The 25,459-nt window shown below is 56.7% G+C and carries 24 protein-coding genes and 2 tRNA genes; 18 read left to right on the top strand and 8 right to left on the bottom strand.

Annotated elements, in window-relative coordinates; all coding sequences use genetic code 11:
* The first annotated feature begins 136 nt into the window (after positions 1–136).
* Both IPM59_01410 and IPM59_01405 read left to right on the top strand, forming a co-directional pair.
* Positions 137–2,098 carry a site-specific DNA-methyltransferase gene (locus IPM59_01410; protein MBK9214251.1) on the top strand — a complete coding sequence of 654 codons (1,962 nt, stop codon included), beginning with the start codon at positions 137–139 and terminating at the stop codon, positions 2,096–2,098.
* A 585-nt stretch (positions 2,099–2,683) separates the two neighbouring features.
* The gene (locus IPM59_01405; GenBank protein MBK9214250.1) at positions 2,684–3,070 is read left to right on the top strand and encodes a hypothetical protein; all 387 of its coding nucleotides are present in this window, start codon (positions 2,684–2,686) and stop codon (positions 3,068–3,070) included.
* 131 nt (positions 3,071–3,201) lie between these two features.
* On the opposite strand, the gene IPM59_01400 is transcribed toward IPM59_01405, so the two are convergent.
* A complete protein-coding gene (locus IPM59_01400; GenBank protein ID MBK9214249.1) occupies positions 3,202–5,586 on the bottom strand; it encodes an ATP-dependent Clp protease ATP-binding subunit in 2,385 nt (794 codons plus the stop codon).
* Positions 5,587–5,751: 165 nt separating this feature from the next.
* Positions 5,752–6,279: a DUF1232 domain-containing protein gene (locus tag IPM59_01395; GenBank protein MBK9214248.1), complete on the bottom strand. Its 528-nt coding sequence runs from the start codon at positions 6,277–6,279 to the stop codon at positions 5,752–5,754.
* Positions 6,280–6,366: 87 nt separating this feature from the next.
* Here IPM59_01395 and pta point away from each other — a divergent pair, with 87 nt between their 5' ends.
* The 4 genes from pta to IPM59_01375 all read left to right on the top strand — a co-directional run bounded on the left by pta (position 6,367) and on the right by IPM59_01375 (position 10,050).
* Positions 6,367–7,374, top strand: a complete 1,008-nt coding sequence (pta, locus tag IPM59_01390; protein ID MBK9214247.1) for a phosphate acetyltransferase — start codon at positions 6,367–6,369, stop codon at positions 7,372–7,374.
* Positions 7,375–7,492: 118 nt separating this feature from the next.
* Positions 7,493–8,359 (top strand): fatty acid desaturase, encoded by an 867-nt coding sequence (locus IPM59_01385; GenBank protein MBK9214246.1) that lies wholly within the window; start codon positions 7,493–7,495, stop codon positions 8,357–8,359.
* Between the two features lie 93 nt (positions 8,360–8,452).
* Positions 8,453–9,343, top strand: a complete 891-nt coding sequence (locus IPM59_01380; protein MBK9214245.1) for a HAMP domain-containing histidine kinase — start codon at positions 8,453–8,455, stop codon at positions 9,341–9,343.
* Positions 9,340–10,050 carry a response regulator transcription factor gene (locus IPM59_01375; protein ID MBK9214244.1) on the top strand — a complete coding sequence of 237 codons (711 nt, stop codon included), beginning with the start codon at positions 9,340–9,342 and terminating at the stop codon, positions 10,048–10,050. Before IPM59_01380 ends, IPM59_01375 begins: the two co-directional genes overlap by 4 nt.
* Positions 10,051–10,060: 10 nt before the next feature.
* Here IPM59_01375 and IPM59_01370 read toward each other — a convergent pair whose 3' ends face one another.
* Positions 10,061–11,530 carry a hypothetical protein gene (locus IPM59_01370; GenBank protein ID MBK9214243.1) on the bottom strand — a complete coding sequence of 490 codons (1,470 nt, stop codon included), beginning with the start codon at positions 11,528–11,530 and terminating at the stop codon, positions 10,061–10,063.
* The gene (locus IPM59_01365) at positions 11,524–12,276 is read right to left on the bottom strand and encodes an SGNH/GDSL hydrolase family protein (protein MBK9214242.1); all 753 of its coding nucleotides are present in this window, start codon (positions 12,274–12,276) and stop codon (positions 11,524–11,526) included. Before IPM59_01365 ends, IPM59_01370 begins: the two co-directional genes overlap by 7 nt.
* A 32-nt stretch (positions 12,277–12,308) precedes the next feature.
* Here IPM59_01365 and IPM59_01360 point away from each other — a divergent pair, with 32 nt between their 5' ends.
* The 4 genes from IPM59_01360 to IPM59_01345 all read left to right on the top strand — a co-directional run bounded on the left by IPM59_01360 (position 12,309) and on the right by IPM59_01345 (position 15,369).
* A complete protein-coding gene (locus tag IPM59_01360) occupies positions 12,309–12,932 on the top strand; it encodes a hypothetical protein (protein ID MBK9214241.1) in 624 nt (207 codons plus the stop codon).
* Positions 12,933–12,937: 5 nt separating this feature from the next.
* Positions 12,938–13,351: a PaaI family thioesterase gene (locus IPM59_01355; protein MBK9214240.1), complete on the top strand. Its 414-nt coding sequence runs from the start codon at positions 12,938–12,940 to the stop codon at positions 13,349–13,351.
* A 78-nt stretch (positions 13,352–13,429) separates the two neighbouring features.
* A complete protein-coding gene (locus IPM59_01350) occupies positions 13,430–14,035 on the top strand; it encodes a hypothetical protein (protein MBK9214239.1) in 606 nt (201 codons plus the stop codon).
* Positions 14,036–14,217: 182 nt separating this feature from the next.
* Complete coding sequence (locus tag IPM59_01345) at positions 14,218–15,369, top strand: ABC transporter ATP-binding protein (protein MBK9214238.1); 1,152 nt, start codon at positions 14,218–14,220, stop codon at positions 15,367–15,369.
* A gap of 8 nt (positions 15,370–15,377) precedes the next feature.
* Here IPM59_01345 and IPM59_01340 read toward each other — a convergent pair.
* Positions 15,378–15,454 (bottom strand) — tRNA-Met (locus tag IPM59_01340).
* Positions 15,455–15,535: 81 nt separating this feature from the next.
* Between IPM59_01340 and IPM59_01335 the strand changes: the two genes are divergently transcribed.
* Positions 15,536–16,747, top strand: a complete 1,212-nt coding sequence (locus IPM59_01335) for a cation:proton antiporter (protein ID MBK9214237.1) — start codon at positions 15,536–15,538, stop codon at positions 16,745–16,747.
* 59 nt (positions 16,748–16,806) lie between these two features.
* Positions 16,807–17,712: a tetratricopeptide repeat protein gene (locus IPM59_01330; protein MBK9214236.1), complete on the top strand. Its 906-nt coding sequence runs from the start codon at positions 16,807–16,809 to the stop codon at positions 17,710–17,712.
* A gap of 31 nt (positions 17,713–17,743) precedes the next feature.
* On the opposite strand, the gene IPM59_01325 is transcribed toward IPM59_01330, so the two are convergent.
* Positions 17,744–18,724, bottom strand: coding sequence for a hypothetical protein (locus IPM59_01325; GenBank protein ID MBK9214235.1), 981 nt, complete (start codon positions 18,722–18,724; stop codon positions 17,744–17,746).
* Positions 18,725–18,970: 246 nt separating this feature from the next.
* Between IPM59_01325 and IPM59_01320 the strand changes: the two genes are divergently transcribed.
* Positions 18,971–19,046: transfer RNA gene (locus IPM59_01320), tRNA-Thr, on the top strand.
* Positions 19,047–19,104: 58 nt separating this feature from the next.
* Here IPM59_01320 and IPM59_01315 read toward each other — a convergent pair.
* On the bottom strand, positions 19,105–19,821 hold the full coding sequence (locus IPM59_01315; protein ID MBK9214234.1) for a hypothetical protein: 717 nt from the start codon (positions 19,819–19,821) through the stop codon (positions 19,105–19,107).
* Between the two features lie 253 nt (positions 19,822–20,074).
* Between IPM59_01315 and IPM59_01310 the strand changes: the two genes are divergently transcribed.
* The 5 genes from IPM59_01310 (at position 20,075) to IPM59_01290 (ending at position 24,375) form a co-directional block, all read left to right on the top strand.
* Positions 20,075–20,422 carry a hypothetical protein gene (locus tag IPM59_01310; GenBank protein MBK9214233.1) on the top strand — a complete coding sequence of 116 codons (348 nt, stop codon included), beginning with the start codon at positions 20,075–20,077 and terminating at the stop codon, positions 20,420–20,422.
* A 110-nt stretch (positions 20,423–20,532) separates the two neighbouring features.
* On the top strand, positions 20,533–21,711 hold the full coding sequence (locus IPM59_01305) for a trypsin-like peptidase domain-containing protein (protein MBK9214232.1): 1,179 nt from the start codon (positions 20,533–20,535) through the stop codon (positions 21,709–21,711).
* Between the two features lie 81 nt (positions 21,712–21,792).
* Positions 21,793–22,644 (top strand): 3'(2'),5'-bisphosphate nucleotidase CysQ, encoded by an 852-nt coding sequence (locus tag IPM59_01300; GenBank protein ID MBK9214231.1) that lies wholly within the window; start codon positions 21,793–21,795, stop codon positions 22,642–22,644.
* A gap of 111 nt (positions 22,645–22,755) precedes the next feature.
* Positions 22,756–23,076 (top strand): STAS domain-containing protein, encoded by a 321-nt coding sequence (locus tag IPM59_01295; protein ID MBK9214230.1) that lies wholly within the window; start codon positions 22,756–22,758, stop codon positions 23,074–23,076.
* 12 nt (positions 23,077–23,088) lie between these two features.
* Complete coding sequence (locus IPM59_01290; GenBank protein MBK9214229.1) at positions 23,089–24,375, top strand: HD domain-containing protein; 1,287 nt, start codon at positions 23,089–23,091, stop codon at positions 24,373–24,375.
* A gap of 146 nt (positions 24,376–24,521) precedes the next feature.
* Here the strand turns inward: IPM59_01290 and IPM59_01285 are convergent, their stop codons facing one another.
* A complete protein-coding gene (locus IPM59_01285) occupies positions 24,522–25,412 on the bottom strand; it encodes a LysR family transcriptional regulator (GenBank protein MBK9214228.1) in 891 nt (296 codons plus the stop codon).
* Between the last annotated feature and the right edge of the window lie 47 nt (positions 25,413–25,459).

Genomic DNA, 25,459 nt, shown 5'->3' with positions numbered 1-25,459 from the left:
TAATGAGTTGCCACGCACTTTAGAGCGTGGATTGTTTGAAAAGAAGTTTCTGGGCTTTAGCCAAAAACGTTGGGCTAAAGCCCGAACCATTCTGCCCGCTGACCTCCAGCTAAAGCTGGAGGCAATTCATGACAATATGCCCATAAAGTACGTTCCCTATTTTCCTAATACCATCGACGGACAGGCGATACTGAATAACTTTGTCCGCACGAGGCGCATGCTTGCCTATCGCGATGCCGATAAGGTCGAGGAGCGAATCCGTCGCGGGATGCCGCTGTATGAAGTCGAAGAGATCGAAAAGGTAAACGGCGGCGGCGATAATCTGGTCATTCGCGGCGAATGCGTCTCGGCTTGTGCATATCTCAAGGATCAGGGGATAAAGGTCGATCTCGTTTATATCGATCCGCCGTTTGCGAGCGGAGCCGATTACGCAAAAAAGATATACCTGCGGAAAAACCCAAAGATTGCCGAGGCGTTGGCCGCAGGCGAGGAACTTGAGGACGACGAACTAAAGGCGTTTGAAGAAAAGATGTATGGTGACATCTGGCATAAGGAACAATACCTAAACTGGATGTACGAAAACCTCGTCGCGATCCGCTCCGTAATGAGCGAAACGGCGAGTATCTACGTTCATTTAGATTGGCATATTGGACATTATGTGAAGATATTGATGGATGAGGTTTTTGGTGAAGATAACTTTATGAATGAGATCGTATGGCATTATCCCGGACGAGAGATGCACATTTCCAATAAGTTTAATGCGAAACATGACACATTGTTCCTATATGGCTTGGCCGTCGATAAGCGGATTGATATGTCGGCGGTTGCGATCGAACATGACCGAGACGCTCGAATCAAATCTCTCCGGCGGAAGATTCATAAAGATGAGGATGGTAAAGAATGGGTTTGGGAAACGCGCGGACAAGCCACTGGCCAAGAGCCGTACAAGCGTTATCTCGACGAGATAATTGAGGACGGGCAAGCATTGAGCGACGTTTGGAGCGATATCCCATTTCTTCGCGGTAACCATCCAGAAAGAACCGGCTACGCCACACAGAAACCTCCGGAATTAGTCGAACGCATTGTAAAAGCATCGTCCAATGAAATACGCGAGGATGGGCGCAAGACGGTCGTTGCTGACTTTTTTGGGGGAAGCGGCGTTGCTTCAAAAGTCGCCGATGATCTTGGTCGGTCGTTTATTCATGTGGATACCGGCACAAATTCAATTCAAACCGCGCGCGACGGGCTACTGGAACGAAACGCCGATTTCACTGTCCTTGACATCCAAGACGGCGTTTCGTTATTCCGCAATCCGGCGCAGACTATGGATAAGCTAAAGGAACTTATCCACGGTTTGCGTAATGAAGACAAGCTCGACAGTTTTTGGGAAGGGGCGATCGAAGACAGCAAGCTGGGCATGATACCGGTATATGTGCCGAACCTGCTTGACCATTCGACAAAGGTTCTCGATAACGTGACGATGAACCGCATCATTGTCGAAGCTATGCCCGACCTGCCCGACGGCGTCCGAAAGGTGGTCGTCTATTATATCGATATCGATGACCGGTCTGCCCTCGAAGAGTTCATCGCAAAGCAGAATGATCTCGATATCACGATCGAACTTCGCGACCTGAAAGAGGTCCTCGACAACATTGTTCTCAACGACATAGCGGAATATGAACTGCGAAAGACTAAAGACGGCTATGAGGTTGAGTTCACGAGCTTTGTCTCAGACCGCCTGATGCAAAAGATCGACGAATACAACCAGAAACGCGAGCTTCAGATGCAAAAGAAACGCCATCTGCTGGTTGAAGTTGCCGAGGTCGGAGAAGTCGAAGAAGAGCCAGAAGGCGGTTTTACAAAGATCGAGATCAGCGACAACGGCCTCGAACTTATCGAGATGGTATCGCTCGACTGCACCAACAAAGAAGCCTCGTGGAAGTCCGACTCAGAGATAAAGATAGATAAGAACAGCTTCGTTATCCTCGACGGCAAAAAAACAAAAGACTTCTGGGACGGCAAGATCGCCTCCAAGAAGAAACCTCTGCGACTAAAGGTCCGCAGCATTGCGGGTGACGAGACGATCATAGACCTTTAGGAGCCGGCACGGTTCTTTCTCCAACCGCTTCCGCGTCCTGAGCACGACCAGTCGGCTCAGGACGCGGAAGCGGTTGGAGGGTTTTGGGGTGGCGGTGGCGAAAAGAAGTCAGAATTCAGAACTCAGAAGTCAGTAGGCAGTAGAAGATCACGCGGCTTGCGGCCTGCGAACCGACTTGTCGCCCGTTGCTCCCGTCGCTGAAGAGACGCGACGGGAGCCGGGCTCCGGGGTTGAATGGCGTGCGGGCAGAGGCTGCTGCGCCTGTGGGTCGCTGAAGGTGACAAAGATAATAGCCTGGGGTGCAGGTTTTGGGAAACCCCCGGGAACAGTGAGCCACGTCATTCGCTCCCTGAAGGGGAGTCAGAGGTTCGACCCCTTCAGGGTCGGGATCGCTGAGGGAACGGTAACCCAGGGTTCCGGCCGACGCGGCCTACACCCCGGGCTATTGTCTTTGTCCCTTTCAGGGACAGCAACAATCCGGTGATAGTTGACAGCACGTTGCATCTATGATATAAGCTATGAGAAGTGAGAAGTCAGAATTCAGAAGTCAGATAAGAATCACACATAAGGAGAAGCTAAATACACATGATCGAGCGTTGGGAGGTTTTTCAGGGGAGGCCGAATGGGGTTGACCGGTCGAGGCCGAGGGTGACTTTGGGGCGGAAGGGGATATTTTTGTTGAATGGGCCGGCGGTGGAGGCTTTGGGGTCGCCTGAGGCGGTGGAACTGATGTTTGACAAGGGGCGCGGGATGGTCGGGTTTCGCGCGGTCGAGGCTACGCAGCAGAATGCATTTCCACTGGTCAAGAAAAAGGGAATGGCACACTGGACGCTGCGCGCCGCGCCATTCTGCGTGCACTACGGGCTCAAGGCCGACGGGACGGTGTTGTTCAATGAGGTGGAGTTGACTCGCGACGGAGCTATTGCTTTTGATATTGCAAACTCGGTGAGGGTTACACGCGGCACGAGGTGAGGAGAAGAAAAATTTAGCCGCGGATCAAAAGGATGAACGCGGATATTAAATGATATTAGCAAGGCATTTCTCTTATTTGTCCTGATCCGTTTTATCCGCGTAATCCGCGGCTAATTTGCCTGGTGATTTGGCTATTGTGTTGTGCCTACTGCTACTGCGGGGCGGAGTTCGCGTAAGCTGAGGCGATCGGTGGCGGCATCGACTTCGACGGTGGTGTCGTCGGCGATGTGGCCCTGGATGAGGGCTTCGGAGAGCTCGTCTTCGAGGTGTTTTTGGAGAGCTCGCTTTAGGGGACGGGCGCCATATTTGCGGTCATGGCATGCCTTGTCGATGAGCCATTTCTGGGCCTTTTCGGTTAGGACGACATTTAGGCCGCGCGACGCGACGACCGTATTCAGGCGTGTGATCTGGAGGTCGAGGATCTTGTGGAGGTCTTCGTTTGTAAGCTCGTCAAAGATGATGATCTCGTCGAGGCGATTGATGAATTCGGGCTGGAAGGTCTCGCGGACCTTTTGCATCACCTGCTCCTCGAGCGCCGTGCGTGAGGCGTCGGCGGTGGCCTGAAAGCCGAGGCTGGCGCGTTTTTGGATGACGCGTGCGCCGAGATTCGACGTCATTATAAAGATCGCGTGCTTGCAATCCACGGTCTGGCCCATTGCGTCGGTCAGGATGCCGTCCTCGAAAACCTGAAGGAGAATATTGAACAGGTCAGGGTGAGCCTTTTCGACTTCGTCAAACAGCACGACGGAATACGGTGTGCGGCGGAGCTTTTCGGTGAGCTGGCCGCCCTCTTCGTGGCCGACGTAGCCCGGCGGCGAGCCGATGAATTTTGACACCGAATGCTTCTCCATAAACTCGCTCATGTCAAAGCGAATAAGCGCGCGTTCCGAGCCAAATAAATATTCGGATATCGAGCGTGCGACCTCGGTCTTGCCGACGCCGGTCGGGCCGAGGAAGAGAAATGAGCCGACAGGCCGCTGCGGATTCTTGAGGCCCGCACGCGAGCGGCGGATCGCCCGCGCGAGGGCAGAGATCGCCGGCCGCTGCGAGATGATACGCGTCTGAAGCGCGTTTTCGATCTGGAGCAGTTTCTCGGCCTCTTGCTGTTTGACCGACGCGACGGGAACGCCTGTCCAGCGTGCGATCACCTCGTCGACGTCGTCCTTCGTTACCTCGACGGCGAAGAAGCTGTCTTCGAGGCTGCGTAGCTCGTAGGAGATCAGCTGATCCTCGTTGGCCGATGCGCGTTTCCAATTCTCGACGGTCTCTTTCCACGACGGCTCGCCTTGCTGCTCTTGTTGGAATCTCAATTTTGCTCGCGCGCCGGCCTCATCGAGCACGTCGATGGCTTTGTCCGGCAGGAAGCGGTCGGCGATGTAGCGGTTCGATTGCGTGACTGCGGCATGCAGAGCATCTTTTGTGTATCGCAACTGATGGAATGCCTCATACCGCTCGACGACACCGGTGATGATCTGGATCGCCTCGTCCTCAGTCGCCGGCTCGATCTTGACGCTTTGAAAGCGGCGTTCGAGCGCGCGGTCCTTTTCTATGGATTTGCGGTATTCGCCCGGCGTCGTCGCACCGATTACCTGGATGTCACCGCGAGAGAGAGCCGGCTTGAGGATATTTGCCGCGTCGAGCGTGCCCTCGGCCGAGCCGGCGCCGACCAGTGTATGAAGCTCGTCGATGAAGACGATCGCCTCGCGGGCCTCCTTGAGCTCGGTCATTATTTTTTTGAGCCGCTCCTCAAACTGCCCGCGGTACTTTGTGCCCGCAACGACCAGCGAGAGGTCAAGCATCAGGATGCGTTTGTTGTCGAGAAAGGTTGGCACGCGACGATCGACGATGCGTTGGGCGAGACCCTCCACGAGGGCGGTCTTGCCGACGCCGGATTCGCCGATGAGGACGGGATTGTTCTTTGTCCGGCGGCAGAGGATCTCTGTGATACGAGCCAACTCGGCCTCTCGGCCGATCAGCGGATCGAGCCGGCCCTCGGCGGCCTCAACCGTGAGGTCGCGAGTGAACTCCGCAAGGCTCGGCGTCTTTGAGTTCTCCTTGGTTGCCGCCAGCACGCCGGGAATGCCGCTCTGGCGCGTCATTTCGTCGCGGACGTCCTGCAGCCTGAGGCCGTAGCCAAAGAGTATCTCGGCGGCGATGGACTTTTCTTCGCGGACGATGCCGAGCAGAAGGTGCTCGGGGCCGATGTGACGATTGCGAAGCTGACGGCTCTCGTCATTCGCGTAGAAGAGTATCTGCTTGGTCGCTGCCGACAGGTGAAGCTCGGAGGATTGCGGGATACGGTCGCGGCGTGTGATGCGTTCCTCGATATCGCGGCGGATGGTATCGACGGTGAGGACGTGACGAAACGGGAAAAAACGCGCGGACAGCGTCTTATCCTCGCGCATCAAGCCAAGCAAAATGTGCTCGGGCGCAATTACCTGTGAACCGTACTGGAGAGCCTCGTAACGTGCGAAAAAGATCACCCGACGTGATCTCTCCGTATAGCGTTCAAACATAAAAATCCGAATCCGGCCTCTCTGGTTGACGATATTATAACCAGAAAAGCCCATGGCTTGCGCCGAATTTCAATTTTCTGAGTACTACGAGCTTGAATGGATAAAGTTAGAAAAGCGCCCGGAATCCACAAAAAAGTGCCGTTTTTGCTGGTATTTGTGTAAAAACTAGTTGGTCATCGCGGAGCGTGAAGCGACGTTCAAGTCGTCTTCGCCGACGATCTCGCGAACGACCGCTTCGTCGCGTTTTGTTACGCCGCGGAGGATGTTGCCCGCCGGGGCGAGCTCGACACGCGATGTAATGACGCGAGAAATGCGTCGCGGCAGGAATTTTGGGGCGATATTGGCAATAGAATCGGCCAACGCGACGATATCGCCGCCGCCCGGCCACAGTTGGCGAACTACCGTCTCGTCCGAGCGGTTTATCAGCCTAAGAAGTGTTAACGCAACAACATAAATGTCATCGACCTGGCCGATAAATGGGAAAACATCAGGAATAAAATCGAGCGGTGAGATGACATAAACGATGGCGGCGACAAAAAGCGCTTTTTCGGCCGTCGGGACGCGGCCGTCCTTTAAGAGACGTGCGAGCAGCGTGACCATGTTCGGAAGGAACATCAGAAAGCTGCGGAGGCGGCCTTTTAGTTCCGATCGCTCGCGGCGTTCGATCCGTTTTAGTTCGCGTTTCTTACCCATCGTGTTGATTTCTCCTCAGTCTAAGGACAAACCCGTGCTTTGTGCAAGTTTCGCTAGGGTGCGTTGTATGCTAAATTCGATTCGTTCATGATCCTCGAAAACATCCGTCAGCGAGCCGCGGCCAACCCGCAGCACATTATTCTGCCCGAGGGCGACGATATCCGAACCATCGAGGCTGCCGCTGTCTGTGCTCGCGACCGGATCGCAAAGATCACCGTCATTGGTAACGAAGAAAAGGTGCGTGAGCTGGCGGCCCAAGCCGGAGCGAATCTGAACGGCGTTGACGTGCTCGACACCCGTGCGTCGCATCATGATCTGGGCAAGATGGCCGAGCTGTATCATCAGCTTCGCCGAGCAAAAGGCGTGACACTTGAGGAGGCCGAACAGGCCGTGAAAGATCCGCTTTATTACGCCAATCTGCTCGTTCGCGAGGGAAAAGCCGACGGTTCGGTGGCTGGTGCGACGAATACGACCGCTCAAACGGTGGCGGCGGCACTGCGTTGTGTCGGGCCGCGTGCGGGCATGAAGACTGTCTCGTCGTTCTTTCTGATGGTCGTGCCGGACAAGGCTTTTGGCGAGAAAGGCGCGATGATCTACGCCGACTGCGGCGTCGTCGTCGATCCCGATGCCGGGCAGCTTGCCGAGATCGCGATCGCGTCGGCGGACTCGTGCAAGGCTCTACTAGAGGCCGAGCCGCGTGTCGCGATGCTGTCATTTTCGACGAAAGGAAGCGCCAAGCATCAATTGATAGATAAAGTTGTCGAGGCGACGAAGACCGTTCGCGCTAGGATGCCCGAACTTGCCATCGACGGCGAACTTCAAGCCGATGCTGCTTTGGTCAAGTCTGTCGGCGATTCAAAAGCTCCCGGCTCGCCTGTTGCCGGCAAGGCGAATGTGATGATCTTTCCCGATCTCAATGCCGGCAACATCGCCTACAAACTCACCGAACGCCTCACCGGCGGCACGGCCATCGGCCCTATCCTGCAAGGACTCGACAAACCCTGCAACGACCTCTCACGCGGCTGCAAGGCCGAGGACATCGTCGATGCCGTCGCGATCACGGCCGTGCAGTCGCAGGCGAGATGCTCCGGTTAGCTGCGCGGCGACAAATACTCTTACAAAACTCTTACATTCGACGACGCTAAAAGCTGTTACGGTAATGAGATACGGCCGCTTCTGTTGGCCATACTCTCAAATTCTACCGAATAATTGTATGCAAAACGTCGTTACCTTTGAACCTCACGCAGCCGGAAGACTGCATTGGAACACGATCATTTTTGTGGCGTTGTTTCACGCCCTCGCGGTGGTCGCGCTTTTCTTCTTCAGTTGGCAGAACCTGGCGGCAGCGGTCATCACGTGGTGGATAGCGGGCAGCTGGGGAATAGGGATCGGCTATCATCGGCTGATGACGCACCGCGGGTTTAAGACGTCGAGGTGGATGGAACGCTTTCTTGCGACGTGCGGAACACTTGCCGTGCAGTCGGGCCCGATCTCGTGGGTGACGACGCACCGCATACATCATGCGTTCACCGATCAGGCGCGCGACCCACACAGCCCGCGGCACGGTACCTACTGGTCACACATCGGCTGGATATTCAAGGGCACGGCGCAGGTGCAGCCGAGGTCGGCGATTGAGAAATACTCGCCCGATCTTATCCGCGATCGATACATCGTATTTATCGACAAGTTCTATTGGGTCACGCCGATCATCGCCGGAGCGGTCCTCTTTGCCATCGGCGGCGTGACAATGGTGCTGTGGGCGGTCATTCTGCGGACGGTCGTCGGCTGGCATTTTACGTGGCTGGTGAATTCGGCGACGCATCTGTGGGGCAGCCGGCGGTTTGAGACCCGCGACGACTCGCGAAACAACGGCCTCATCGCCGCTCTGACATTTGGCGAGGGCTGGCACAACAATCATCACGCCTTCCCGCGTTCGGCGCGCCACGGGCTGGCGCCTAGTGAATTCGACATCAACTGGGTGCAGCTTCGCCTGCTCGAAAAGGTCGGCCTTATCAGCGACGTTTACGCCTATGACCTGAAGGCTGACGGCGGCGAGCGAGAACTGAAAAAAGCGGCTTAGAAAAAGCGACGAGTGAAAGAGTGAAAGGGTGAAAAGTCCGGACCTGCGGGTTTTGCTTTTTCACCTTTTCACTTTTTTGCTTTTTCACTTCTAATTGACCTTGTGCGTCGGCGCAAGACAGCGATCTTTTTCCTCGTCCTGGGCATTTGCCTGTCCGCTATTGCCATCGCGCTCAATATCGGCTGGATACTGCTGAATCTTCGTGAGGTCGCGCTGCTTGTTTTTGGCGTGATCTTGTTTGCGATCATTATCACGGGGCTCATTCTGAATACGATCTTTCTCGTGCGTGAGATACGCCGCAATGAGCAGCACGACGCATTTCTCAACGCCGTGACCCACGAGCTCAAGACTCCGATCGCGTCGATCCGGCTTTATCTCGAAACGCTCAAGACGCGCGACGTGGGGCCCGAAAAGCAGCGCGAATTCTACGACGTGATGCTCACCGACAGCGACCGTCTGCTGGGCACGGTCGAGCAGGTGCTGCAGGCGAGCCGGGCGCGTGAAAAAGGGCGCGAGCTGCATCTGTCTGAGATCGCGATAGGTGAGCTATTGGGCGAGACGATCGGCATCGTGCGGAGCCGCCATCATCTGGATGAGACGGCGATAAAGTTCGCGCTGCCGCTGCGTGACGGCACGTTGGCGGGCGACCGCGCGGAGCTGCAGACGGCGTTTGCTAACCTGCTCGAAAATGCCGTCAAGTACTCGCCCGATGCCCCGCGCATCTCGGTAAAGCTGCGGTTTACGCCGACGAATTTTGAGATCTACATTCGCGATAACGGCGTGGGGCTGGCTCGGGGCGATCTGAAGCGCGTATTCAAGCGATTTTATCGCGTGCCGCACGCTGATGGCGTCGGCGTAAAGGGAACTGGCCTCGGCCTGGCTATCGTGCGTTCGATCGTAGAGAAGCACGGCGGCCGCGTTTCGACCCAGAGCAAAGGAGTGGGCAAAGGCAGCACGTTCATCGTCACGCTGCCAAAGGTATGAAGATACTCATCGTAGAGGACGAGCAGCATCTGGCCGAGGGATTGCGATTCAATCTCGAGGCCGAGGGCTTTGAGGCCGAGGTTGCCGAGGACGGGCAGTCGGCCCTCGACGTGCTCCGGGCGAATAGATACGACGCCGTCGTGCTCGACGTGATGCTTCCGCACAAGGACGGCTTTGAGGTGGCCGCCGAGATGCGCAGCCGGGGCGATCACACGCCCGTGCTGATGCTCACCGCGTTAGGACGGCCCGAAGACGTGCTCAAAGGCTTTGAGGCCGGGACGGACGATTATCTTGCAAAGCCCTTTGACCTCGCTATCTTTATCGCCCGCGTGAGGGCGCTCGTGCGCCGCCGCCAATGGGCCGCCACCGAGGCCGGCACGCCGCCGGCTGACGCCATTTACACCGTAAACGGCCGCACCATCGATCTCGACAATCTCGAACTCCGCCACGGCGACGCCGTGATCCGGCTCACGCTGATGGAATCGCGCCTGCTCGGTTACCTTATCTCGCAGGAGGGCCGCGCCGTATCGCGTGCACAGATACTCACCGACGTCTGGCAGCTAAACGTGGACACCGACACGCGTGCCATCGACAATTTTATCGTCCGGCTGCGCCGCCATATCGAAGATGACCCCGCCGATCCGCAGATACTCCAAACCGTCCGCGGCGTCGGCTACCGGTTTGTTGCGGAAGCCTGTACGGGGTAAGGGCACCCGTTCAACCATCGGCAACGCTGTGCCGGGCGACGACGCGAATATCGTTTCGCCAATCCTGGTGCAGGTCGAAGCGCCACAGTTCGATGTCGGGCGAGACGCATCGAGCGAAATACTCAAAATCGCGGTGAAAACTCCACGCAGGTGCCGCCAGATAGACGATCGTCGGCCGGTCGGCGATCTCGCGCCCGTCAAATAGGTCGGCGGCTGCAAGGATGCCGCGGCGGCGCTGCAATTCGATCTTTCGCCAGTAATCGATCGATTGGAAGACCATCTCGCGGTCGGGCTGTGTTTTTAGCTCGATGATCACTAGCCGGCCGTCACGACGCATCGCGAGCAGGTCGATCTTGTCGTTTGAGAAGCGGAATTGGTTGTAGATCGGTGACAGGATCAGGTTTGCGTCAAGCAATCTGATGTTGTAGCGAAGGATCGATTCCAGCCATGCCTCGGCGGCCGTGCGATATAATTCGTGGCGCTTGTTTGGGCTGTCGAATGAGCGGATCAAACGCAACCCGTCGACAAAGGTAACAAGATCGTCCCAGTCTTCATTGTTCAAGGCCCGCATCGCCCGGCCAACGCCGAACCAAGCTTTTTCGACGCCCATGATCGTCCGGACACGAGCGAACGGCAGCCCTTTGAACCTGAGCGTCTCGCCGTTACGGGCGTAAACGATGTCGATGGAGTCGGGGACGAGGTTGATGATCCTTTGCGAAGTCTTGCTCGGCTCGAAGCGGGCGGGCAAGATGAGTTTCTGCGGCTTTTCACGCCAAAGGTCGCGAATGCGGCGTTTTGGTAATTCCTTTATCCGTGCGGGTTCGGTTCGGCGATCGATCTCGAAGATCGTGAGCTTTGCCCGCCATCGTTCGGTCAAAAGTGCATGCAGTTTTTGTGCGAGCCGCGAGCGGCGTTTCTCGCAGATGATCCAGAGGTCGTTGATCGGCCTTTTTTTACGAAGCGAGAGCTTGTCCGCCCATGTAATGGCAGCAGTCAGCATGCTCTCAGGCGTCAGTGTCGCGGTTACATCGGCGACTGCCGCCATGTGTGTGTTGTCGAGGTCGAGTTCGATCTGAGCGAGGCGCCCGTTTTCGACATTGAGCGAGACGCGACGCAGATTGGCCGTTGCGTAATTGGTTCGGATCAGTTCGGCGATCTCGTTTGCCCTTTTCAGCCTCGCGATCTCGATCTCTGCTGTGATCTCTGACGCCGCCGTGCGTGGGATCAGCCTTATGGTTTCGCGGTTGCGATTGAATGAGCCGGCAACATCGACCAAGACTTCGTTGCCATCGAGTTCGAAACCATTCAGCCGCCACGAGTGAAAGCCGCCCTCGTCAATAAAGCCAAAATGAGCCTTGCCGTCCCCTTCGGCCACTTCGATCTCACCGCTTAGCAGCGGGAATGTGCCCGCCGTCTCGCGAACCAGCAGCCATTCGGCCCGCTCAGCAACGAGGTCGCGCAGCTCGGCCGCGTTCACCATTTGTGATTCTCCGTGAAGTAACGCATCATGGCGGCGGCCCAGTCGGCGTAGCCTTTTTCTGAGGGGTGAATGCCGTCGGCAAAAAAGCCTTCGAGCGTGATGTCGGGCGGCTGAGGATAATACACTACGCGGCGCATCGGGCGTGTGAATTCGATGATGTTCTCGTTGTGCATCTGCGAGAGCCGCCAGAGCACGGACTTGGCGGGCTCGGGAATGGCGGGCGACATTATGATCATCGGGCAGTTTGAGATAAAGATCGCCGCCTCGGGGCATCGCACGCGAAGCATGCCGAGCAGCTCGGTCATATCACGCCGCCAGACGCGCGGGCTGGTGAGCCGCATCACGTCGTTGCCGCCGATGCCGATCAGTATGTGGTCAAAATCGATGTCAGGCACCAGCGGCATCAGCTCGTCGATCACGCGGCGGGCCGTCACGCCATTGCGCCCCACTACATGCCACTCGACCGCGCGGCCGATATGCCCGGCGAGGCATTTGGCAAACTGCCCGGCGAGCGCCTTTTCGTGTGTGCGTGCCCCTAATCCGGCAACGGTCGATTCGCCGATGACGAGCAGGCGTGCGGCGTCTGTGCCTTCGCCCGTCGTGCCGTGCGTCGGGCCGCCGGCATCAGGCAGCAGGCCGACCTTCCACCGCGTGACGCGGCCCTGAATATAGAGCATCGGCGCAAACGGCAATATCGCCAGCCCGCCAAGCACAAAACGCCTCTGTAATCTCGCCAAATTGTCCATATCGGGCGTTATGCTAGAATCGATTCACCTGGATGTCTTTGTCAAATTCGCGTGTGCTCCTGCTCCTGTCGTTGTTGTGTGCCGGCATTTTGCAAGGCTGCACAGCGACGCCGCCCGCCGAGAATGTCAATGCGCCGACACCGGCCGAGGAGTCAAAGAGGTTTCCATTCCCGACGAGCGAGCCCGACGTCTATCAGGCCGACGTCGTGGTGACCACGCTCGGCACACAGACGCACTACTTTGTAGCTCGCAAGGGCGAGTATTCGCGCCTCGACCTCTATCGCGGCGGCAAGCTCGCGACCACGAGTCTCGGCACCGACGCGATCTACACCATCGATCACACCGCCCGGACGTATAAGATGACACCGTCCGGCTCGGGCCGCCCGCCTGTGGCAAACGACGTCGCGAGAGACTTTTTTCAGCGCGGCATGCCCTTTCGCTATGACGAACTTGACCGCAAGGACGGCGTCATCCGATACAAGGCCCGCGACGCCGGCATTGTCGTGTCAATCGACGAAACGTCGGGCCTGATGGTGCGGCAGGAATTTAGCGAGGACGGCGAGACGCTGTTCGTTTATGAGCTGCGAAATGTAAAACTTGACGTTGACGATGCAGTATTCCAAGTCCCGGCCGGCTACCGGCGTGTAACCAAATGACGATCATGAAAGAGATAAGCCCCGAACTGCGCTCGCTGGCGGAAAAGGCCCTCAGCAGCATGCCGCTCTCGCAGATGATAGGGATGCGGCTGTTGGAGCTTCGGCCCGACGAGGCCACCGTCGCCATCGACATGCGCGACGACCTCAAACAGGCGAACGGCGTGCTGCACGGCGGCGTGACGGCGACGCTGATCGATACGGCAATGGCATTCGCCGTGCGCACGCGGCTCGGCATTGATGAGGCCACGACGACGATCGACCTTACCGTCCATTATGTGCGGCCGCACGTGAGCGGGACCATTGCCTGCACGGCTCGCGTCGTCCGCGCCGGAAAACGCATCTTTACCGTCTCGGCCGAGGTGCATAACGAGGAAGGCAAGCTGATCGCGACTGCGATCTCTACCTACACGAGGATCTGAACCACATAGGAACATAGAGCACATAGAACATAAAAGCATTTCCGATGTGTTCTATGTCTCTATGTGGTTGACCTTTTAATGGAGCAGCTACGCAAATTTGCCCGTTATTTCAAACCCTACAAGGGTACCGTCCTTGTCGGCATCGGCTGCATTCTGGCGTCGATGTCGTTCGGGCTGTTCGTGCCCTACATGGTCGGGCGGGCGGTGGACGATCTGCACGCAGGCGTGACTTGGGACAAGGTCGTTTACTATCCGCTGGTGATCCTGGCGATCAATCTTGGAAGCGGCGTCTTTCTGTTCCTGCAGCGTCGGCTGCTGATCAACACGTCGCGGCATATCGAATTCGACATGCGGCAGGATTTTTACGCGGCGCTTGTCGATCAACCACTCGAATATTTCCGCCAGAACCGCGTCGGCGACCTGATGGCACGGGCAACAAATGACCTGGCCGCCGTTCGCCAGATCGTCGGCCCGATGATCCTTTACAGCTTTCAGGCGATCTTCGCCCTGTGCATCTCGCTGCCGATATTGCTCAGCATCTCAACAAAGCTCACGCTGCTGATGCTGATCCCGCGCCGCTGGTCTCGCTTACGGTCAAGTATCTCGGCGGCCAGATACACACCCGCTTTGAGAAGATACAGGAATTTTTCTCCGATATCACCGCCCGTGCGCAAGAGAATCTGACCGGCGTGCGCGTCGTGCGTGCCTACGCTCAGGAAGATGCCGAGATCGAGCGTTTTCAGGTGCTGAACCGCGAATATGCAACGCAAAACCTGCGGCTCGTAAAATATGCCGCCGCTATGCGGCCGATGCTGTTCTTCTTCATCGGACTCGGCTTTGTCATCATCGTTGCCGTCGGTGTGCCGATGGCGGTTCGCGCCGAGATCACGGCGGGCGACTTTACGGCGTTCATCCTTTATCTGCAGCGAATGATCTGGTATCTGATCGCGCTCGGCTATGTCGTCAACCTTTATCAGCGCGGAACGGCGTCGCTTAAGCGATTCAATGCGATACTCGAGGCCGTACCGGCGATCCGCGACGACGAAGGCGTGATCGAACAGCGGCCGATCAGCGGCTCGGTCGAGTTTCGCGATCTGACATTTTCATATGCTGCGAATGGAAACCACGGTGCGTCGTCGAATGGTGGTCAGGAAGGCGGGCTTGCCCCCGCCCTTTCGGAACAACAAGGCGGCGGGGGCAAGCCACCCTTCCGAACTGCAATTGGCTCAAGAGATGTTCTAAAGGATATCGACCTCGTCATTCCGGCCGGCCGGACCGTGGCGTTCGTCGGCAAGACCGGAAGCGGCAAATCGACGCTTGTGTCACTCATCCCGCGGATGATGGACGCTCCTGATGGCAGCGTATTGATCGACGGCCGGAGCGTGCGCGAATATCCGCTGGCACAATTGAGACGCGCGATCGGCTTTGTCCCACAGGAGACTTTCTTGTTTAGCGATACACTGGCGAACAATATAGCGTTCGGCGTGTCAGTACCACCCGCGGTAGCGGGTGGTTTAACGCAGAGTGGAAGTAACATGATGGTGAGCAAAACGGATACTCAACCACCCGCTACCGCAGGTGGCACTGACATGACGGTCGCGTTCGCCGCGGCGATCGCCGGCCTCGCGGACGATATCGAGACCTTCCCCGACGGTTATGAACAACTCGTAGGCGAGCGCGGCATTACATTGTCCGGCGGGCAGAAACAGCGAACGGCCATCGCTCGTGCGGTGATGCGCGATCCGCGGATATTGATCCTTGACGATTCGCTAAGCGCCGTCGACACCTACACCGAGGAAAAGATCCTTCACAATCTGCGCGACGTTCGATCGGGCCGCACGACGCTCATCGTCTCGCATCGCGTCTCGACCATCAAGGACGCCGACCTGATCTGCGTCCTCGCCGATGGCCGCATCATCGAACGCGGCACCCACGACGAGTTGCTTGCCGCAGACGGCGAATACGCCGATCTCTACGAACGGCAACGGCTTGAGGAAGAACTAGAAGCTACGGATTAAGTGAACGGTGGTGGCGGGGGGGAGACTTGAACTCCCGACCTCGGGGTTATGAATCCCGCGCTCTAACCAGCTGAGCTACCCAGCCACGAATTATTGATTATAGTCGGGTGCCGGGAAAAATCAAGGTCGTTGATTTCTGATAAAATTAACGGATCAGCTTTACATTATGCCGATATTTCTGGCCGCCAGCATTGAGAACGCAGCCGTGCTGCTCGATCTTTTCATTATCCTTGCCTCGGCGAAGGTGATGGCCGAGATCTTTGAGCGGATCAGGCAGCCGGCAGTGGTAGGCGAGATAATTGCGGGCGTCATTATCGGCCCGTCGCTGCTGGGATGGGTCGCTCCAGGTGAGGTCATCGGTGTCCTCGCCGAGATCGGCGTCATCTTCCTTCTCTTTAACGTTGGCCTCGAAACAAAACCGCAGGCGATCTTCAGCGTCGGTATGCGAGCGGCGATGGTCGGCGTGTTGGGCGTGGTCCTCCCGTTCGTTGCCGGCTATTTTCTCGCCGTAGCATGGGGTGGCTCATTTGCCGAATCAATGTTCATCGGGGCTGCCCTAGTCGCGACATCGGTCGGCATCACGGCACGTGTGCTCGGGTCGATGGGCCTGCTCGACGAACCGACGGCGAGGGTAATACTCGGTGCGGCCGTGATCGATGACATTCTCGGCCTTATCATTCTTTCACTCGTCTCGACGGTCAGCCAGGGAAGCGTGAGCTACGCGGGGCTCGCCAAGACGGCGGCCGCGGCCGTGCTATTCACGGGATTTGTTGCGTTGGTCGGTTCACGTGTAATTAACAGGTTGGCCCCATTCATCGAACGGCTCCGGCTTGGCAAGCCGTTCTTTACCCTCGGACTGATCCTGTGCCTCGGCCTATCTGTAGCGTCGATCTACGTCGGCATCGCGGCTATCATCGGCGCTTTTCTCGCGGGCATGGCCCTCGCCGAGGCCACTGAGGAGAATGAAAAGATGCACCGGCTGACCAGCGGCGTATCTGAGTTTCTCATCCCGTTCTTTCTAGTAAATATCGGAATGCAGTTGAGCCTGACGGTGTTTCGAGATGCGTCCGTCGTTGCCTTTGCGGCCGTGCTGACATTGGTAGCTGTGGCGACGAAATTTGTCGGCTGCGGGCTCGGCGGCTGGGGCCTGAGCCGCCGCGAGATGGCACAGATCGGTATCGGAATGGTCCCAAGAGGCGAGGTAGGCATCGTCGTCGCGCAGATCGGACTCGGCCTTGGCGTTATCGGCCAGACATTTTTTGCATCAGTCCTCTTTATGGCGGTAGCCACGACTCTGATCGCACCGCCATTGATCAAGGTGCTATTTACGGCGAGGAAGGCAGGCAATGAGGTGGACGAGTTTTCTCGTATAGGGTAATGCGCACAACTAATAGATCCCGGCGGCCGTCAAAACGGAATATGCTACGCAACTTATTGATGATCGGTCTCATCGCTGCGGCTTGTTCGTATGCGCACGGCCAGTCGGTACAATTCCGCTCGATCAGGGTCATTACCGAGCCGAATGCGGTTGTTTGGGTTGACGGCGTTCGATTTGGAAAGACAGACGCATCGGGCCGGCTCGATATCAAAACGATCGCAACGGGGGCTCACAGCTTGCGTGTGCGGGCTGACGGCTTTAAGGAGAGAACACAGCCGATAACGGCGGCGAGGCGGGGTGATCTGCCGATTGGGCTTGTAAAGACGACCGACGACGCCGAATTGGCTTTCCAGGAGGCAGAACGGCTGACCCTCGTCGATCGCGAAAAGGCCGAGGACGCCTATCGCAAAGCGATCCGCCTGAGGCCCGCTTATCCCGAGGCATACCTTGCCCTTGCCCGCACCCTTGCCGATATGGGCGACCTCGATGAGGCCCAAAAGGCAATTGCTCAGGCCCGCAAGTACCGTCCCGGATATGCCGAGGCCTCGGCAGTTCTTGGCCGCATCTACAAGGAAGGCGGCGAAGAGGAAAAGGCCATCGCGTCGTTCAAACGTGCGATCACCGAGGGCCGGGGATTTCAGCCGGAGGCATACGCCGGGCTTGGGCTGCTCTACAAGGAAAAGGCCGAGGGCTACGGCGGCGGCGGTGATTTTGAGCTTGAGGATGCAGCTTACACGGATTCCGCGAAGAACCTCAAGCAGTCACTCAAACAGCTCTCCGGAGCGCCGGATACGATCGTTATTTACCAACTGCTGGGCCTGATATACGAGCGGCAAGAGCGTTGGAAGGAAGCCATCGCAAACTATGAGGAGTTCCTCCGCATCTTCCCCGATTCGGCTGAGGCAACAGCGGTCCGTTCGTTCATTGTCCAGATAAAAAAAGAAATGTCACCGTCGCCCCAGTGACATTTCCTTTGCTGAACTCTAGCGTCCTTTTCTACTGCAGCTCGACCCAATCGCCGGTGTGGATCTCCTGTCCCGTGCGCGTGATGACGACGGTCGCTGTTCGTTCTTTAACATTCAGCACCACAGCCTCGCCAACGATCTTTCGGAGCGGCGGGCGGCCCTGCTTGGCTTCGCGGGTGGTAATGTGGCTCCCTTGGGCCAGTTCGCCGGTCTTTCGTGACGACTGATTTGAGAACTTGCCGCCCTTGTATTCGTCGCTTTGGAAGCCGTAATCGCGGCCGGTCGGATATTCCTTCTGCGTCCGTTTCATCAGGTTACCGTCGTCGAGCGGGCGAAAGATCGTGAGCTTGTTGCCGACCTCGACGCTGTCTTCGGCCCCGAGATCGACGTAGGCGATAAAGTCGCGCGAGAGCATCTCGGCACCGTCGCGAGACATCAGGATGCGACCGGTTGCCTTACCCGACGGATCGGCCCAGAGATTCAATACTGGTTGAGGATCGTGCTTCGGACTGGCTCGCTTCTCGATAAGCTGGACGAGATCGCCAAGTAGGAAATTATCGCATGACGAGGCGACGCGGGCGACCGATACGGTGTCTTTGACATTCACTACCTCGAGAGCCCCGAGTTCCTGGACCCAATAGCCGATGTTCCCTTTATCGGTCCACGCGCTCTTGACAGAACCGCGCGGGCGGACGACGGCGAACATATCGCCAACGCTGACACCCTTGTCTCGGCCCATATTTATATAGACAAAATCATTCTCGGCATAGAAGTATCCATCGGCCTCATGTTGGCCGCCGACAATACTGTTCACAGTACTGATGGCGCTCGTCTGGATATAGCCGGCGCAATAGAGATTATTGCCGTCGGCGGTCGCCATGCGGGGCTTTGCCTTGTCGATAATAAGTGTCGGGTTGCCCTTCGGATTCTGTGCCGCCAATATGGCGGGAAAACAAAGCAGCGAAAGGCAGATCAATACGAAACGGAAGGTCACGGTTTTTTGAAGGTTCACGGTCATCTCCCTGGTGTTTGGTTTCACCGCTTAGATCGCCCGAACGGGCCGCGGTACTAAGGTCGTTCAAAAACCCAATGGGCCAAGATCATTGTAGAATGTTCATCGAGCTTTGGTCAACAAGTTTTTACACATACTCGCTGAAGGCCTAACCCTCTCACCTGCGGAGTTTGCACGTAGAAACGCCTATTTGCTAGTATCAACGCTTGCGGTTTCGGCCCCCAACGCCGTCCGCATTTACATCAGGCCGGTGTAGCTCAGCTGGTAGAGCAGTTGATTTGTAATCATCAGGTCGGGGGTTCAAGTCCCTTCACCGGCTCCAGTATTAGAAAGGGCGGGGATCGATGTCCCCGCCCTTTTGTTTGAACCAAGGTTACTTACTATGGCATAACCTCAACGAATCTGGGAAGCGAGACCGGTTGATTGAGGTAGACGCCGAATTCGGTGCCTGATTTGACCTCGGCTTCGGGGCCCTTTAAGAGTCTTTCGCCGAGAAATCCGGCGCCGGCGCCGATCGCTGCTCCGATCGCAGTAGCTTTCCCGCCGCCGACCATTGCACCGAGCACAGCACCACCGGCCGCACCGCTGCCGATAAAGATGATCTTGCGGTGCTTCATCTTGTCGCCGCTCACGGTTCCCTCGTCATCGCTCGAAGACTTGCCTTCGGTGAGTTCGGTCAGTGAGCCATTGATGGTGCGGACACGGCCGTTTGGCAGCTTTACGGAGATAAAGCTGGCATCGATCTCGCCCGGTTTGCCGCCTTTCGCGGCGGGCTTGACAGCGTCGACGCGGCCCGTGATCCGGCTGCCGGTCGGGATGACGACCACTCCGTTGTTCGCATAGACCGGTTCCGTAACCGTCACAAAAAATGTATTACCGACCTTCGCCGTCTTTGAGCTGATCGTTTTTTCGATGCGTACGCGTATTACTGTGCCTGTATCGACCGAGTAAACGGGTGTGACCGGTTTTGCCACTGATTTCCGTACGACCGGCTTTCTCTTGATCACAGGTTTTTGGGCAGAAACGATGCCGACGCCGCACAACAAAAGCAGCGAAAGCATCGCGACGATGTTCTTAGAATATGACCATTGTTTCATTGGTTTTTATCTCCTCAGGTTACGGGATCAAAGAGCGGACGGCTAGGATGAATGGCCGTGCGCCGCTTTTGACACGAAGACAGAAGAATAGGTTGCTAGGAATGTTATGTCAATTTATTGAAATCCGTCGAGATTAGACATATATTTGAGCGACAACATAATTTCACAGCTCCTTTGGAGGCGGCCCCCGGCGTAAAAACCGGGGGTCGACCAGTTTAGAAGCAACGTTAAACAAGATTTTGCAGGAGAAAATATGCAGCTGATCGCCCCAACGTTTTTGCTCTTCGCCCTGAACCTTCTGGATGCCTTGCTCACGATCGTCTGGGTCCGGAGCGGCGTCGCGACTGAGGGCAATCAATTGATGGCGAGCTTGCTGGACATCGGCAATGGGCCTTTTCTGATCGTGAAGATAGCCATCGGCTTGGTGGCCGGCGTTGTTCTCATCCGCTGGGGAAGCCGGCCGTTGGCGAGATACGGGCTCGTGATCGCATTGGCTGTGTATCTTGGGCTTATGGCGATCCATCTCTTTACGGGGCTTGCAGCCTTTGGTGTTGTCTCAAATACCGCTCTTCACGATGCGGCCCGGGCCCTTATGATCTGACGTTTTCTCGAAACACCGGCCCACCGACCTTCGTAACTCAATACGCAACCCGCGCGGATTTTTGAAGCATCAAAAATCTGGTATTTTACAGTTTCGGAAGGTAGGTCATTATGTCCAGACAATCGGTTTATCAACTATCGAGCCGGCAATTGCTGCTGCTCGCACTTTCCAGCGCCCTTGTGGCGGTCGGTATTTCGGCGTTTCTCTATAGCTACGGCACGTATTGGTTCAGTGAGCAGGCCGCCCCGCCCGCGTTCGCCGAGGACGTTGAGCGGTCGATCTCTGACCCATCGACCGTGAGCGACGAACAGAACAGCATCGAGGTCTATCGGACGATCTCGCCCGGTGTAGCATTTATCAACACAACATCCTATTCGCAGGACTGGTTTGGCAATGAGCAGGAAGGCAAGGGTAATGGGTCGGGCTCCGTGATTGATGCAAATGGCCATATCGTGACCAATTATCACGTTATCGAGGGTGCCCAAAAGCTGACGGTAAGCTTTGGCGGTGATAAGGTCTATCCGGCAACGGTCGTAGGTGGCGATCCTGATACGGACCTTGCGGTGATCAAGATCGACCCGCCGGCCGGCATGACGATCGTGCCGATAGGTGATTCGGATAAGCTTATCGTTGGCCAAAAGGTCTTGGCGATCGGCAACCCGTTTGGACTCGACCGAACCCTTACGACGGGCGTTATTTCCGGCCTTCAGCGTCCGATACGAGCCAGGAACGGACGGCCGATAGATGCTGCTATTCAGACAGATGCCTCGATCAATCCGGGAAATTCGGGTGGACCTTTGCTCGACAAATTTGGCAAGATGATCGGTATCAACTCGCAGATACTATCTCCCGCGGGCGGTTCGGTCGGTGTCGGATTTGCAATTCCGGCGGCCACCGCGAAACGGATCATCCCGCAGCTTATCCAGTTCGGTGAGGTCCGGCGCCCAAAACTAGGAGCGACCCTTCCAAGTGTCGAGGACCTCAAGCAACGCGGTTATCGACTGCCCGTAGATCAGGGGCTCCTCGTTCTGCAGATCCAGCCGGGCGGATCAGCGGATCGTGCCGGGTTACGCAGCGTAACGTCGGATGGTCAGATCGGCGATATCATCCTTTCGGGCGAAGGACAGAAGCTTAACAATATTGATGATCTCTATCGCTTGCTTGACCGAAAGCAGATCGGCGATACGGTCAACTTTGAGGTATTCCGTGCCGGTCGCAGCACCACGGTCGCGGTCCGACTGCTCGGAAGCCCTGGCAGGGCCGCTCAGCCGACAAGGCGAACATTCTAACTCCAGTTAAGAGACTGAGATACAGAGGCTGTCATGATTGGCAGCCTCTTATTGTTGTTTGTGCGTGATAGAGTTAAATCGATGTTAAAGGATGAGCTAGAGCGGGCGATGTCACTCGCTCTTACGGTCGGCCTCGAAATAATGGCCTATTACGCGACTGAGTTTGTCGCTGAAGAAAAGATCGGGGCTGACGATCGAGTGGAGCCTGTCACTGAGGCAGACCGGCGTGCGAGCAAGATCATCGTCGACGCTCTCGCGAAAGATTTTCCGCTCGATGCCGTGTTGTCGGAAGAGGAACCTGATGACACTGCACGACGGCTCGCCAGCAAGCGCGTATGGATAATCGACCCGCTCGACGGAACGGCGGGCTTTGTCAAGCGAGACGGAGATTTCTCAGTGCAGATCGGCCTCGCGGAGACTGGCGTTCCGGTGGTCGGCGTTGTCTACATGCCGTTTCATCGTAGTCTCATGTATGCTGCCAAGGGAACAGGGGCATTCCTTGTGAGAGGTGACGAGGCCCCACAGCGTTTGACCGCATCGTCGACTGCCGATCTGGCGCGACTTACCTTGGCAATGTCGCGCAATCATCCGAGTTCCCGCATGGGCAAGATTATTGATGCCTTCGGTTTTGAAAAGATCCACAATCGCGGATCGGTCGGGCTTAAGGTCGGATTGATAGCGAACCGGACCTGCGACATATACATTCACCCTAGCCCGCGGACAAAGCTCTGGGATACATGCGCTCCACAGATCATCCTCGAGGAAGCCGGCGGGCGATTTACGGATCTATTTGGCGAGTCGTTCAAATATGACCGACGTGACCTGCAAAATCGTAACGGTATTCTCGCGACTAATGGAACTGCCCACGACGCAGCTATCGAACGGCTCAAGCCGCTGCTCGATGAATTTGGCCGAGTTCCACATCAGTACTAGTTCGTGCCAAAAGCGCTTAAGTTATTGTGTTTGACATCTGATTATGTTAAACATATACCTCAAGTAGCTCTTCAGCGCGCTCAGGTTAAAACAAAAAAGGGAAGAATTTACGTGCTTTCTGATTCATTAAGCGGCGCCGCGGTCAATGCCGCAGTGGAACGGCCGATCATTAAGGCGGGCGATTATCTTAACAAGCTCACCGGCGAGCACATCGAATACGAGTGCCGACGAAAGCTCGACGCGGGTGCAAGAGAGATCGTTCTTGATTTTGGCGAGACCGAATTGGTGAACAGCATCGGCATATCGATACTTCTCGGAATCGCCGATGTTGCGGCGGCGCGAGGGGCAAGGATAATTTGCTCCGATGTAAGCGAAGAAACCATCGAACTGTTTGAAATGCTGGGCGTGACAAGGCATGTGACACTGGCGTGAGGCGGCGTAATTATGGCAGAGCATGACCACAAATTGATCCATGCGTTCGGGGCATTGGCCGAACTAGGCCAGGAGGTCACGAATAAGAACAGTTTTCAGGAAACGATACGCACATCACTGCATTTACTGTCGGGCGCTCTTGGGATCATGCGCGGTGCGGTAGCTCGATATTCGCGTTTTGGCCACGAACTGAACATGCTCGCCGTTCGTAGTCTTGGCGATGATTTTCCGCTGAGCCTAACGCTGACGCCTGAGGATGAGCGGCAGTTCCTCTCCTGCGGTCTACATCCGATCGAGATCCGCGACGCGCAGGTCCTGCCATTTTTTCAGATATACGACGTGAGCTTTGGCGGACGGCGGCTCGAACTGTTCGTGCCGCTTGTCGTTCGCGACGAGATCGTCGGAGCTATCTTTCTTGGCGAAAAGGCGACTGGTCTGCCTTACACAAACTACGAGAAGGACATCATCTGCGCCATGGGCCATCACATCGGCGTGGCGATAGCCCAGCGCAACCTGATGGCCGAGATCGAGCGGCAGGCCGACGAGAACCGGCGGCTGTTTGACGAGATGCGTTCGACCTACAACGATACGGTGAAGGCCTTTGCCGCGGCGATCGACTGTAAGGACAAATACACCGAAGGGCATTCGGTCCGCGTGGGCCGCTTTTCGGAGATCATCGCTTCCGAGCTTGGCTGGGGCAAGGAAGAGACCGAGGGCGCGGCGGTCGGCGGCTATCTTCACGACGTCGGCAAGCTCACCGTAGAGCGAAGGATCATCAATGCTCCGTATCGCATCAACGCAAAGGAATCGGCCGAACTCAACAAACATCCCGTGGTCGGCTACGAGATACTTCAGCCCATCCATCACCCGTATGCCGATGTGCCGCTTGCGGCGAAATATCATCACGAACGCGTCGATGGCCGCGGTTATCCCGACGGACTCTATGACCGCGAGATACCGTATGTTGCCAAGATCGTGACGCTCGCCGATTCGTTCGACGCGATGACGACCGACCGGCCGTATAAAGCACGCCGTCCGGCGAAAGAGGTCATCGACGATATGAGGATGAATTCCGGCAAACAGTTTGCCCCCGAGATCGTTACGGCATTTCTCGGCGGCCTGCTGAGGGAACTCACGGGCGAAGCCCGCGACCGCCGCTTCCGACGCCTGCTCGGCCGCGATTACATGGAGGCCGAAGGCCTCGCCGGCAAGATCCGCGCGACACTCAACGAAATGAAGCCCACCACGCCCATGACCTACGTCGCCGCCGCCGGCATCGGTGATCGCCCAATCCACTAGAACCACAGTAACGGGCATGACGATCGGGCGTAGAAATACCTGTGTCGCTACGCTCGATTCGTTTGCCGTTCCGGCCTGCGCGTTTCGCCCAGGGGCTTCACGTGTAGCTATCGTAATTTCCGCGTCCTGTGTACGCCCAGGAGAAGCTAGCGATCCGTGTTTTCGAGTAACTGAAGGAATTTTTTGGCGGCGAGGGAGAGTTCGCGGTCGGTGCGGTGGATGACGCCGACGGAGCGGACCCAGTATTTTTCTGCGAGCGGGATGACGGCGAGGGTGCCCGCCTTTTTTGCTTCGATAACGGCGGGTTCGGGAACGATCGCGAGGCCGAAGCCGACTTCGACGGCCCGCTTGATCGTCTCGATGTTATCGAATTCGGCAACCTTTCTGACCTCGACGTTGTTGGCCTTGAAGATATTGTCCATCGCCTTGCGCGTCGGCACGTCCCGCTCAAAATGGACAAAGTTCTCACCATTCAATTCCGTTACCTTGGCCTTTTTTCGTGAGGCGAGCTTGTGGTCAGGCGGCGCGATCAGGACGAGCAGATTATCCGGCATTGGCGTGACGGTCAGGCCCCGGCGCGGCTCGGGCAGGGCCAGGACACCCAATTCGACGCCGCCACTTAGCACCTCGCGAACGACGCGCGTGCTGCGCAGATATTCAAGATCGATCTTTGCAGCCGGAAACCGTCGCAGGAATTCGCGGACCTTGGCCGGCAGTTCGTGGAGGCCCACACTGTAAACGGTCGCGACCTTGACGGTCCCGCCGACCTTGCCGACGACGCCTCTCAAGCTTTCCTGCATCTGGTCATAGGCGTCGAGCACATTTCGCGATTCGCGATAAAAGACCTCACCTGCGGCCGTGAGTTTTACCTCGCGACGGCCTCGTATACGCTCCAGAAGGCGGCGTTTGAACCTCTCTTCGAGAGAACGGATCTGCTGGCTGACGGCCGATTGGGTGACGAAATTCCGTTCTGCGGCGAGCGAGAAGCTCTCGAGGTCCACTAGGTCGCAGAAAACTTTTAGCGTTTCGATGTGCATTTCTAATAAGCTCTTCTGTTAAGTCGCTTCATTATTTTTCATTTTAT

It is taken from the genome of Chloracidobacterium sp. (genome assembly GCA_016715795.1).
Classification (GTDB): domain Bacteria; phylum Acidobacteriota; class Blastocatellia; order Pyrinomonadales; family Pyrinomonadaceae; genus OLB17.
This window is presented reverse-complemented; position numbering and strand designations above follow the sequence as displayed.